This window comes from Mycobacterium sp. (genome assembly GCF_965277065.1).
Taxonomy (GTDB): Bacteria; Actinomycetota; Actinomycetes; order Mycobacteriales; family Mycobacteriaceae; genus Mycobacterium.
On record NZ_CBDIBT010000011.1, the window covers coordinates 1 to 11,897 of the forward strand.

The window sequence follows — 11,897 nt, forward strand, 5'->3', positions numbered from 1 at the left end:
AAGGCGCACCGGCAGGTTCGTTGAAGGGGCGGGTCACGATCGGCTGGGGTCGCAACGACCGCGTGACCCTGCCGAGCGAAGCCGACACCGCGATGCGAGCCTTTCCCGACGCCGCCCTGCACTGGTTCTCCGACTGTGGCCATTTCCCCCACTGGGACCGGCCCGAGGAGACGGTGCGGCTGATCCTCGGAGCCACCGGGTAACCCGCGAGCGGATTCTGCCTGAGGCGGCGGGTGAGGCCGAACGATGAAAATCGTCTGAACTGGACTTATGCAGCGAAGATCAACAAGGTCCGGCGACACGCCAAGTCCGTGCGCGGAGTGACTAGGCTTCGGTGACCAAGCAGAAACTCTCGGCACGTAGCCGACGGGGAACGGTTGCGACGCCGGACCCCGTGATTGAGCAGCAGACATCACGCTTGTGCGGCCGTAGCACGGGTACTCGTCGAGCACGATGACAGAGCCCCGCACAAGAACGGACGACATCGACCCTTGCGTGCGCGTTTACGGGACGCGGGTCCACAATCTGCGGGGTGTCGACGTCGTAGCGCCGCGTGATGCGCTGGTCGCGTTCACCGGGATCTCCGGGTCCGGCAAATCGTCGTTGGCGTTCGGGACCATCTATGCCGAGGCCCAGCGCCGCTACTTCGAATCGGTCGCTCCGTACGCTCGTCGCCTGCTATTGCCAACCGGCGCGCCGAAGGTAGATGACATCACCGGGCTACCGCCCGCTGTCGCATTGCAGCAGCGCCGGGGTTCGGCGACGTCGCGGTCGACGGTCGGCACCGTCACCACCCTGTCGAATCTGCTGAGGATGCTGTTCTCCCGCGCCGGCACCTACCCGCCGGGGGCCACGGAGCGACTGGACTCCGATGCGTTCTCCCCGAACACCGCGGTTGGGGCCTGCCCCGAGTGCCACGGGCTGGGGCGGATCCATCGGGTGACCGAAGAGACACTGGTACCCGACCCGTCGCTGACCATCCGCGAAGGAGCCGTTGCCGCCTGGCCGGGTGCGTGGCAGGGCCAAAACCTACGCGACATTCTCGTCACGCTGGGGTACGACATCGACAAGCCGTGGCGAAAGCTTGCTAAGCGTCAACGCAATTGGATTCTGTTCACCGACGAGCAACCAACAGTCGAAATCGATCCGGGCCAGCACCCAGTGCAGGCCGACTATTACTACAACGGCACGTTCTCCAGCGCCGAACGCCACGTCCGCCACACGTTGGCCAACTCCCACAGCGCGATGATGCGTCGCCGCGTACTGCAATTCGTCGACAGCGTCGAGTGCCCACTATGTGACGGTTCCGGGCTGCGGCCGGAGGCGTTGCATGTGACTTTCGCCGGGCAAACCATCGCCGACTACGTGGCGATGCCATTGGCCGACCTCGCTGATACGTTGTGGCCGACGGCTTCTCGGACCGATGCCGCCGCCGCGTACGAGTCCACGGAATCCGGTGAGCTGACGGAAGTGGCGACCATGATCGCCGCCGACCTCGTCGCACGCCTGCAGGTACTCATCGATCTCGGCCTCGGCTATCTAACGTTGAATCGTCGCACTCCGACGGTGTCACCAGGTGAACTGCAGCGGTTGCGGCTGGCCACTCAACTGCGCGCCGGCTTGTTCGGCGTGCTCTATGTGCTCGACGAGCCGTCCGCTGGACTGCACCCCGCGGACGCCGAACCGCTACTGGACGTGCTTGATCGCCTGCGGCGCGCAGGCAATTCATTGTTCGTGGTCGAGCACGACATGGACGTGGTACGCCGTGCCGATTGGATCGTCGATGTCGGACCGGGGGCGGGAGAGTTTGGCGGAAAGGTGCTTTACAGCGGGCCGGTGCCAGGGCTCGTCGACATCGAGGAGTCGGTCACTCGTAGATACCTCTTCGAGGAGGCCGGGCCGCCGTCTCGTCAGCCCCGCACGCAGTCCGGGCGGCTGCAGCTGCGCGGAATCTGCTTCCACAATTTAAGAGACCTCGACGTGGACCTGCCACTTGGCGTCTACACCGCCGTCACCGGCGTGTCCGGTTCCGGCAAGTCGACGCTCGTCGTCAAGGTCCTCGGCGATGTCGTGAACCGCCACCTCGGCACCAGACGCGGTGTCGAGCCGGCCGAATCCGACGACAACGAAGCCGACACCGGGATCCTCGATCTCGATCACGACGCGAGCGCCGGCGTGACGGCAGCAGGGGTCGAGCAGATCAACCGGCTGGTATCCGTCGACCAGCGCCCGATCGGACGCACCCCGCGCTCGACGCTGGCGACCTATACCGGCTTGTTCGACGCCGTGCGCCGCGAATTCGCTGCGACCTCAAAGGCGCGGAGGCGCGGGTGGACGGCGGGCAGGTTTTCGTTCAACGTGGCCGAAGGCCGCTGCCCGACCTGTCAGGGAGAGGGATTCGTATCGGTCGAATTATTGTTCCTGCCAGGCACATACGCCACATGTCCGGCGTGCCACGGAGCGCGTTACTCCGACGAGACACTCGAGGTGCGCTATCGCGACCACACGATCGCCGACGTCCTTGCGATGACCGTCGACGAGGCCTCGGAGTTTCTGGCCGACGTCGCCAACGCAGTGCGGAGTCTGACCACACTGAAGATGGTCGGACTCGGATATCTCCGTCTCGGACAACCCGCGACCGAGCTGTCAGGCGGCGAGGCGCAGCGGATCAAACTCGCCTCCGAACTGCAGAGACCCCAACGGGGGCATACGCTCTATGTCCTCGACGAGCCAACCACCGGGCTTCACCCTGCCGACGTCGATCTGCTCGACCGGCAACTGCACCGCCTGGTCGACGCGGGCAATACCGTCGTGGTGGCGGAACACGACATGCGGATGGTTGCGGGTGCGGACTGGGTGATCGACCTGGGACCGGGAGCCGGCAGCGACGGCGGCCGGGTCGTTGCGGCGGGACCGCCAAAGAAGGTGGCAGGTGCGAAACACAGCCGTACGGCGCCTTACCTGGCAAAGCAGTTGGCGCGGTCTGCTACTCGATGAAGAAGTTGCGAAGATCAGCAAACTGAAAATGTCTGTCTGACAACACATCGGCGATGACGGTCGCGATGTCTGCTTTCGAGGACGAAGTACGCGCAAAATATGCTGCAGGACAACGTTAAAGAAGATGCAAACACCTTAAACACATAACGGTAGACGACGGAAACGTACCCGGGACGACCGTGAGTAAACGGTGGCGGCGATTCGATCCGCTAACGACGGCGGCCCGAATCGGTTGGGAGGGGCCATAACGCAGCCGCATGATGATTGTCGGGAATCGGTAGATAACGAAAAATGCTGTAGCACAACATGTAGGAATCCATACAGGTTCACGGAACCAGCGGTAACCGCTTAGGGAGGCAATAGCAGCTGCTACGTGCGGGGTGCGCCACCCTCGTGAACCGGACGCGGGCGCGCGACACGACCACGGTTGCCGATCGTGTGAGGTTCATACCGTCACCGGGTGGGTACGCGCCACTACACATTTGCGCCAGTCGGCGAATCTGGGAGCGGAGACGGCTAATGGGGATAACCAACCGCCTGGATGAGTTGCAGCGGCGCCATCCCGTGCTCGGGTTTCCGCTGGCGGTGCTTTACAAGTACATCGACGATCAGGGCAGCTATCTGTCGGCGTTGATCGCCTACTACGCGTTCGTCTCGCTGTTTCCGTTGCTGCTCTTGTCGTCGACGGTCTTGGGCTGGGTGCTGGTCGGTCATCCGGCTGTGCACGATCAAGTGCTGCATTCGGCGTTGAGTCAGTTTCCGGTGATCGGGTCGCAACTTGGGCAACCCAAACAGCTCAGCGGCGGCATCACCGGGGTGGTCGTCGGGGTACTAGGCGCGCTATACGGGGGTCTCGGGGTCGGCCAAGCCCTGCAAAACGCCATGAACACGCTCTGGGCGGTCCCGAAGAACAAACGGCCCGATCCCTTCGTGGCGCGGGGACGCAGCCTGCTGCTGCTGGTCACCGTCGGTGGAGCGTTGCTGGGCACCACGGTGCTTTCGGCGATCAGCGGCGGGGCGGGGGCGTTCGGCGCCGTGGTCAAGGTGGCGGTCCTGGCGGCGTCGATCGCGGTGAACGCGGCGGCGTTCCTTTTCGCGTTCCGCGTTAGCACCGATCGGGAATTGTCGGTCAGACAGGTCGCGCCGGGAGCGGTGATCGCCGCGCTGGGCTGGCAGCTCTTGCAGTCCTTCGGCGCCGTGTACGTCGGGCACGTTGTCAAGAGTGCGAGCGCCACCAACGGGGTGTTCGCGTTGGTGTTGGGGATGCTGGCGTTTCTGTACCTGACCGCCACCGTGGTGGTGCTGTGCGTGGAGATCAACGTGGTGCGGGTTGATCGGTTGCATCCGCGGGCATTGTTGACCCCGTTCACCGATGATGTCGACCTCACCGATGCCGACCGCCAGGCGTACACCGATCAGGCCACAGCTCAACGCAGCATTGGCTTCCAAGACATCGACGTCACCTTCGGCGCCCCACCCAACCGGAACAAGGAATCTCAGGATGACGACGACACCTCTGCCGGTCCCGAATCATCCCGACAGCCCCAGACACCGCCGACGGTGAGATGAACACGCTAATGCTCACCAGCGACAATCTCGACCTACCGTTTCCGCCGCCGCCCGGTCAACTCCCATAGCCTTTTCTCATTCGTCGGCACGATCTTCAGCACCGACGGATCACCGAAACCGGTTGCCACAATTTGCATTACGAGTCTTCCGTGGATTCTGGCCCCATCTTGGGCGTCCGGTTCTGCTGCAGCTTGATTCCGTCCGGCGTCACGGGCGTGTAGAGGTTGATCAATGACCCTTCAGGGTCGCGGATCAGGACCGAAACGTTGCCCCACGGCATCGTGGTGGGCGCCTGCACAACGTCGAGATCGTCGAACTCGGTCTTTAGGGTGGTGTAGAGGGCCTCGGTGTCCTCTACCAGGAATTCGACGATCGCGGTGTTGTTGGCGCCTGCGCGCGGCCGATTTTCGCTGATGAACGCGACTCGGTCAGGGCCGCTCAGGGCAAACGTGGCCGACGGTGTGACCAGCTCGACGAAGTCGTCGGTCAGATATTGCGGGGTCGCGCCCGTGAGGACCGCGTAGAACCGGACGAGACGCGGGAGGTCATCGGTGATGACGCGGACAGAAGCAAGTTGGACTGTGTTTAATTTCGGCATGGGCGCCACGCTAAGCCAATCAGGTACGGGCCACCGGGGCCGTCGGAATGATGGTGCCATCGGCCGCACTGCCCGGCACTGACAAACTTGATCGTTTGGGCACAGTATCCTTCACAACTAACTAATTTCGGAAAACTGAATCACGCGGTCATTGAAGCGGTGGACGGCATCGTGCCCGAGCATCCGTTGTAACGCAGGCACATTCACGCCGGCCGAACCGCCAGCGACACGCAATTGTGTGTCAGAAGCTAAGCCTCGGGCAGCCACCGGACAGCCGCCTCGCCGCTGCTGTCGGGACTCGAATTAAAGGCGAGTGGCGTCAGGGGTGCCCCATGCCGGACAGCGTCGATAACATGTTCAAGCTCGGCCACATGCTTGGTTGTCATGCGGACGCCGGCGCCGATCACGATGCAGTCGTAAGACTTGCGTGCGAGGCGGTCCAGAATGTCGCCACGCAACGTTTCGTCTGCCCGGATTGGTAGATGCTCCGCTTCCCAACCCCGGTCATGCATCAGCTGCAAGTCCCTTTTTATGCCTTCGGCGATCAGGTTCTCGTTCAAGCCCGGCGGCATGGCCGGGTCGGTGAAATCGACTGCATCGGGCGCATATCCGATCACTAAGACGCGCGTCATCTTGTCCTCTCGTCATGGTCGAGATGCTGTCCGGAACAGCGCTGATTTCGACGGCTTTCAGCCAGAAGCCACAGAGGTCATTCTCGGCACTGGTGGGGCCGAACCGCAAAGTTTCTAAGAACAGACTTGGGGGCAACGCGTCATTCGCGGCAGTCAGCGGAGGCGACACTCGGGTGCGCTTCAGTCGAAGGGGGTTCGACGGCCCTCTCGGACGTAGCGGCCGGCGTTGATGATGTGGTCGTCGCTGTGGGCGGCTGTCCGCTTCGTGAGGTGCCCGAACATTTGGATGCCGAACCCGCCATCGAGGTCGTCGACAATCCGCTTCTTCCACGGCCGCCGGAGGATCTGCGTGGTCAAACGCCGAATCGTGCGCGGCTGTTTCATGATGTGGTCGGCGATAGCGTACGCGCGGGTGACGAGGTGCTTCCGGGGCAGGATTTCGTTGACCATGCCGTAGTCCCGCGCGGCGCGTGCATCGATGGACTCGCCGGTCAGCAGGGCATACGCCGCCCGCTTGACGCCCAGCAGCTCCTGGAAACAGCTGTGAACGCCGTCGCCGGGGATCGAGCCGATGCCGTAATGCAGATCGTAAATGTGCGCATCTTCGGACATCAGGGTCAAGTCGCACATGAGCAAGAGTTCAGAGTGGTACCCGTCGCCGTTGATCAGGCCGATGGTCGGAATCTGCAGATCGTTGATCAGGCTGCTCACGTTGGTGCGGCCGTCCTTGTAGGCGTACTCGTATGCCCAGTATTCAAGGTCGTTTTCCTCGATTTCGAATCCTTGTGGGTCTGAACCCATCATCCAGTCGCGCCCCGAGCCGGTGAGGATGAGCACCTCGTTTTCGGGATCCGCGCCGACGGTTTTGAGGAACTGGCCGAGGGCCCGGTGGTTTTGCACGCTCAGTTTGATCGAGTCGCCGTGCGTGTGGGCTTGGGCGAGCAGCACTCCGTCGTCGCGGCGGTCGAGGATGAAGAAATCCTTGAACTGTTCCCGGTACTCTTCGAACGTCGGGGTGGACAGAAATTCTTGTAATGACACGGTTTTCAATCTCCAGTATGTAGGTGTTGTCGTTACGGTTGGTGTCGGTCACCACCGGCGCGGCGCCGGGTGACCTCAGCGATGCAGGCCCAGTCCAAGTCCTCGCCGACGTCCTCGACGGCTTCCTCGAAGATCCCTCGCAGCACCGCGCCGGTGGGCAGATTGACGCTCAGTTCCTCAGCGAGGCCGAGGGCCAACCGAAGGTCTTTGAGTCCGAGCCTGCTGGTGAAGCCGGGTGGTGTGTAATTGCTCGTGGCGATCGCGTGGCCGTACCCGCGGTAGACCGGTCCCGGAAAGACCGAATCGTTGATCACCTCGATGAACTGCTCAGTGTTCAGACCTTGCCGTTCGAGCATGGTGACCGACTCTGCAAGTGCCTGTAATGCATGGACGATGAGGTAATTGACGGAGACCTTCACGGCGAGAGCCGACGCTGGAGACGGCCCGAAATCCCAAACCCGCCGGCCGATCGCTTCAAGCAGCGGAGTCACGACGGTCCGCCCCTCTGGCTCGCCCGATGCCAAAATGGTGACCTTGCCGGCAACCACCACCTCCGGGCGGCCAAGGACGGGTGCGCTGACATACCGGGTACCGTTTTCTCGTGCCATCGAGGCGAAGTCGAGCGCGGTGGCGGGGCTGATCGTGGCGTGGTTGACGTGGATACACCCTTCCGGTGCAGCGTTGAGCCGCTCGGGGGTGAAAACCTGGCGGACCGCATCGTCGTTGCTCAGCATCGAGAAGACCACGCCGGTTGCGATGGCGTCTTCTGGATCCTCGCCGCGGGCCGCGCCGCGTTCCACGAGCGCATCGACCTTGCGTGCCGTCCGCGCCCACACCGTCACGTCGTAGCCGGCCTCGATCAGCTGCACCGCCATGGCAGATCCCATGTTCCCGAGACCAATAAAGCCGACACGCCGTGGCCCGTCGATCCCGGGTCCTCCAGTGGTGTTGTCGTTCAACGCTTCTCCTTCAAAGGCAATGGATCACTCGGGTCTGCCCGAGTTGGCTTATGTCGAGTGCTGGTGTGCGACGACGGACAAGGCGCGGACGATCTCCGTCGTAGGGTTGCGGTAGTGATGCGGCGTTGTCGGGTCGAAGGCCAGGGAATCTCCTTCAAGGAGACGGAAGGTGTCGAATCCGATGACGGCTTCGAGTTCGCCGTGCAGGACATAGAGGTATTCGCGGCCGTCGTGTCGGACGGCCTGCCCGCTGTCGGAGGACTGGCCGCCGGGGGCGTAGACGACCTCGAGGAAGTCCACCTTGCTGTCGTGGGTGGGGGTGAGGCGTTCCCAGCGAACACCCGACGAAAGCTCAATGGTGCGGCGATCATTCGCCCGCTGCACGATGCCCGCCCCGTCGGGACCCGTCGCTCGGCCCCACGAGCCCGTGTCCGGAGTTGCGGCGCCGTTTCTCGCGGAGCCCGGGTGATCGGCACCGGTATGCGCCATGCTTACCGGTTCTGCCGAGGCGGCCCCTTCACTGCTGAATAAGGAATCCAGCGTGATGCCCAGTTCGTTGGCCAGTGCATAGACCACGCGGGCGGACGGCGCGGTCACTCCGCGCTCAACCTGGGAGACGAGACTCGGCGAGCACCCCGCCCGGGCGGCGAGTCCCCGCACCGACATACCTTGCGCGGTGCGGACCTGGCGGATCCGTCCGCCGAGATCGTTTGTCGGTGCGCTTGCTGCGTGGACAGCTGGCGGATTATGCATGATCACTCCCATGTGTACTGTAACGTACAGATCGTACACAAAACGACACACTAGACTAGCGATCCATCCTTAATTCGCCGGTAAGCGCAGCTAGACCGACGGCAGATCTGCTCAGCGACCATCGCGGTACCCAAGGCTTACAGTATACTAAACAGCAATGTTCAATATACTGAACACTCAGAATAAGAGGTGCCAATGATGTTTGCTCCAGAGGCCGCCCTTGCTGTCAACCATGTCGGGGTGACGGTCCCGGACATTCATGCTGCGATCGACTGGTACCGGGCTGTCTTCGGCTTCCGGTGCATCATGGGCCCGCGTGAACTCGAAGTCACCGGACACGCCGAGGCGTCGTCGGTTTTCGGCGGCAGGTTTCGCCGCGCCTGGCAGGCCCACCTGCTCACCCGGAACTCGGTAGGTATCGAGCTGTTCCAGTTCATCGACCCGCAGACCCGCGGGCCCCGGCCGACGCAGGAGTCGCCGGCGTGGCTCGAGCGCGGGCTGTGGCATCTCTGCATCACCCACCCCGACGTTGCGGCCATGGTCGATCACATCGTCGATCACGGCGGCGCGCTGCTCGCGCAGCCCAACCAATTCGTGCCCGGACGACCCTGGACGCTGGCCTACACCACCGACCCTTGGGGGACCGTGCTTGAGGTGATGAGCCACAGCTATGCCGAGGCGTTCAGCAACTGGCCCCAGCCCGGGCAGTTGACACCGCCAACGCTCGTGCCGAGGCCGCAGGGCGATGGCGATGCCGGTCCGCGCAAACGCGAATAACGCCGCCCTGGCCAACAGCAGTGACAAATCCAGGGCTGCCGTGAGAAGAGGCCATCGGCTGGCCGCTTTGACTGGGACTGTTATCCGATGCCCAGTAACAACGGCGACTTGGGGACCAGAACAACCGAACGGGTGCGCCTACCGCGGGCTCAGCGACGACCATGCTGGACGAGTATTCAACGACGGACAGGGTGTATGCCGTTCGCGGTCGCGGTTCCTCGGCCGCGCCTTGAGAAACCGTCCTGAGGGTGTCGCCCGGGCAGACCTCGAGGCGGGAAAACCGTTGTCGTTGCTGGGATTACTCGTCGGCGAGTGTTCGATGCGCAGTTCGATGCCCTGTTCGCGTTGCCGCAGGTCGACCAGCGGCGGCATCTCCCCGGCCATCGCAACAAACGACAGTCGTGTCATCAACTCCAGATCGATGCCCCCCGGCTTGGCGGGTGCGCTGTTGTGGTGCGCCCTTTTGACACTTGGCTAGTACTTAGAACACAGGCTGAGAAAGTCGCGATAAAATAGTCAGCGAGCTTATCGGCTCGGGATCGAGGGCGTCCGCTCACGTGTGACGCGATAGGCGGTACGGGTCGTGGCGGCGGCGACCTTCGGTGCAGGCGCGCACGGAACGACGCATCACCCATCGGGGAGAGAGTTCGCCAGCTTGATGACCGAACCTCGCGCTCACGGGTCTGGGATTGGCCTGCAACACCTATCGCTCAACTGAAGGACGGCGCCTGCGGCCTGGTCGGTCGGGGGACTAGGTGCGATAGCACACGCGGGCCGGTGCTCGGATACCCATGTTGCAGCGGCCGGCCGAGGCCGTTTTACATGTGAAAACTTAAGAAATTTTACAGGTAATTCACACTTTGAACTAATCAGATGCTTAAGCTTATGCCGTTAGTGACTGGCTCCTGAGCAAAATCGCGCACCGTCCCGGGTGCGGCGAGGAGAGGAAGAATTATGGTCAACACCCGCAGGATCGCCCGGCTAGGCACGCTGGCAGTCGGGTTGGGCATCGGGGCCGCATGGGCCCACACGCCGATCGCCTCGGCAGACACGTCCAACGACTGGTTGTCGTCGGTCGACGGTCTTCTCAGTGGTGCGTCACCGGCCGCCACCGTGACGGATTTCCAGATCTCATTCAACGGGACAGATCTGTTCCCCACACTCGGCAACGAAGCCACCGCCACCACGGTGGCCGGCCAATACGGCCTGGCGATCGCCTACGGTGACGGCGCCAAGGCCACCGCCGAGGGTGGCACCGGCGACTACGCCCTGGCTGCGGGCACCCATGCTCTTGCCAATGCCGGATCGCTCACCGCCGGCGCCACGAACTTCAATTACGACTCGGCCGTCGACGTCGGCAACAACGCAGACCCCTCGACCTACAACGGCGCGACCTTCGGCTCCTACGCCGGCGGCGGCAGCCTGATCGGCGGCACCGACAGCGGCACCACCGGCTCAAGCCACGATTCCGCGTACGACTTCGGCAACAACAGCCCCATCAGTAGTACCGACGGCGGCAGCGGCGGCGCTTCCGCCGGCGACAGCGCGCTGATCGGAGAGGGGTCCACCGCCGGTAACGGTGACACCGCCTACGTCTACGGCAACATCACCGGATTCGGTGACGGCTCCGACTCGGTCGGCGGCAACAACGACTACGCCAACACGTCCGGCACCGAGACCGGCAACAGCCAGGGTGCGTTTGCGGGCTTTGGCAACAACAACTCCGCGATCGCCGACACCAACTACACCAAGGACTTCTCGAATGTCGAGGCGTCCCACGGCGACGGCAACTACGCCTACGTCTACGGCCCCGACAACAGCACCGCTGTCGCCGGCGGCTACGGCGGCGTCAACCTCGGCAACAACGACATCGCCTACGTCTCGGACCCCTTCAGTGGCACCACGGGCGCGGCCGACAACGCGGTGGCCGGCTCCACCAGTACCGTGGCCGGCAGTAATGACCTGGCCGAAGTCCTCCTCACGCACGGCGACGCCAGCGCTCTGGGCAACCTGATGTACGACATCGTCTCGCTGTTCGGTTCCACATCCGGCTCGTTCTAAGGGTCACCGTCCTCAGTGCGGACCGTGAAAATCGTATGCCTGTGCCCGTCGGGACCAGGCGAACGCGGCGGCCAGCATCAGCAGCCCCAGGGTGACGACCCGTTTGGTGCCCAACCAGGCGACGACGAAACGCGGCTCCAGCTGAACGAGTCGACGTTGACCATTCCGTCGGCGATCTGGTCAAACCGTTGGCCCCTGAAGAGCTTGCAGCCCGACCTGCCCGTCATCCCGGAATGCTCGCTGCGCGTGGTGGAAAGGGACCGCGACCGCCGGACGTATTTCGCCCCACCGGCATCTGGGTGGTCTCTATCATTGGGATGGCCTCCAGAATCAACTACGGTCGAGCTGTGTGCGTGGGGCCTTGCAGACGCCCCTGCGGGAGAGTGATAGGCCGATCATGGTCGACATCACCGAACCGGTCTTCGACGCGCACTTCCATGTCGTCGATCCGAGTTTCCCGCTGATAGCGAACGACGGCTACGTGCCCGACCCGTTCACCGTGACTGATTA

General features: G+C 63.2%; 10 protein-coding genes. 5 read left to right on the forward strand and 5 right to left on the reverse strand.

Translation table 11 applies throughout. The annotated features are described in order from the left end of the window. From ACQY5A_RS01710 to ACQY5A_RS01720, 3 genes are all read left to right on the forward strand, one after another. On the forward strand, positions 1-203 hold a 203-nt coding region (locus tag ACQY5A_RS01710), incomplete at its 5' end, for an alpha/beta fold hydrolase (protein ID WP_428338646.1). A 250-nt stretch (positions 204-453) separates the two neighbouring features. Beyond that, positions 454-2,997 carry an ABC transporter gene (locus tag ACQY5A_RS01715; protein WP_428338647.1) on the forward strand — a complete coding sequence of 848 codons (2,544 nt, stop codon included), beginning with the start codon at positions 454-456 and terminating at the stop codon, positions 2,995-2,997. Between the two features lie 519 nt (positions 2,998-3,516). Then, positions 3,517-4,566 carry a YihY/virulence factor BrkB family protein gene (locus ACQY5A_RS01720; RefSeq protein WP_428338648.1) on the forward strand — a complete coding sequence of 350 codons (1,050 nt, stop codon included), beginning with the start codon at positions 3,517-3,519 and terminating at the stop codon, positions 4,564-4,566. A 136-nt stretch (positions 4,567-4,702) separates the two neighbouring features. Here ACQY5A_RS01720 and ACQY5A_RS01725 read toward each other — a convergent pair whose 3' ends face one another. From ACQY5A_RS01725 to ACQY5A_RS01745, 5 genes are all read right to left on the reverse strand, one after another. Further along, positions 4,703-5,164 carry a VOC family protein gene (locus ACQY5A_RS01725; protein ID WP_428338649.1) on the reverse strand — a complete coding sequence of 154 codons (462 nt, stop codon included), beginning with the start codon at positions 5,162-5,164 and terminating at the stop codon, positions 4,703-4,705. Between the two features lie 248 nt (positions 5,165-5,412). Continuing rightward, the gene (locus ACQY5A_RS01730) at positions 5,413-5,796 is read right to left on the reverse strand and encodes a hypothetical protein (RefSeq protein WP_428338650.1); all 384 of its coding nucleotides are present in this window, start codon (positions 5,794-5,796) and stop codon (positions 5,413-5,415) included. A 180-nt stretch (positions 5,797-5,976) separates the two neighbouring features. After that, complete coding sequence (locus tag ACQY5A_RS01735; RefSeq protein ID WP_428338651.1) at positions 5,977-6,837, reverse strand: enoyl-CoA hydratase/isomerase family protein; 861 nt, start codon at positions 6,835-6,837, stop codon at positions 5,977-5,979. A 32-nt stretch (positions 6,838-6,869) separates the two neighbouring features. Then, the gene (locus tag ACQY5A_RS01740) at positions 6,870-7,796 is read right to left on the reverse strand and encodes an NAD(P)-dependent oxidoreductase (protein WP_428338652.1); all 927 of its coding nucleotides are present in this window, start codon (positions 7,794-7,796) and stop codon (positions 6,870-6,872) included. A gap of 48 nt (positions 7,797-7,844) precedes the next feature. Continuing rightward, on the reverse strand, positions 7,845-8,549 hold the full coding sequence (locus ACQY5A_RS01745) for a helix-turn-helix domain-containing protein (RefSeq protein WP_428338653.1): 705 nt from the start codon (positions 8,547-8,549) through the stop codon (positions 7,845-7,847). Positions 8,550-8,747: 198 nt separating this feature from the next. Here ACQY5A_RS01745 and ACQY5A_RS01750 point away from each other — a divergent pair, with 198 nt between their 5' ends. Both ACQY5A_RS01750 and ACQY5A_RS01755 read left to right on the forward strand, forming a co-directional pair. After that, the gene (locus ACQY5A_RS01750; protein ID WP_428338654.1) at positions 8,748-9,326 is read left to right on the forward strand and encodes a VOC family protein; all 579 of its coding nucleotides are present in this window, start codon (positions 8,748-8,750) and stop codon (positions 9,324-9,326) included. 954 nt (positions 9,327-10,280) lie between these two features. Beyond that, positions 10,281-11,387 (forward strand): hypothetical protein, encoded by a 1,107-nt coding sequence (locus tag ACQY5A_RS01755; RefSeq protein ID WP_428338655.1) that lies wholly within the window; start codon positions 10,281-10,283, stop codon positions 11,385-11,387. Positions 11,388-11,897: the final 510 nt, after the last annotated feature.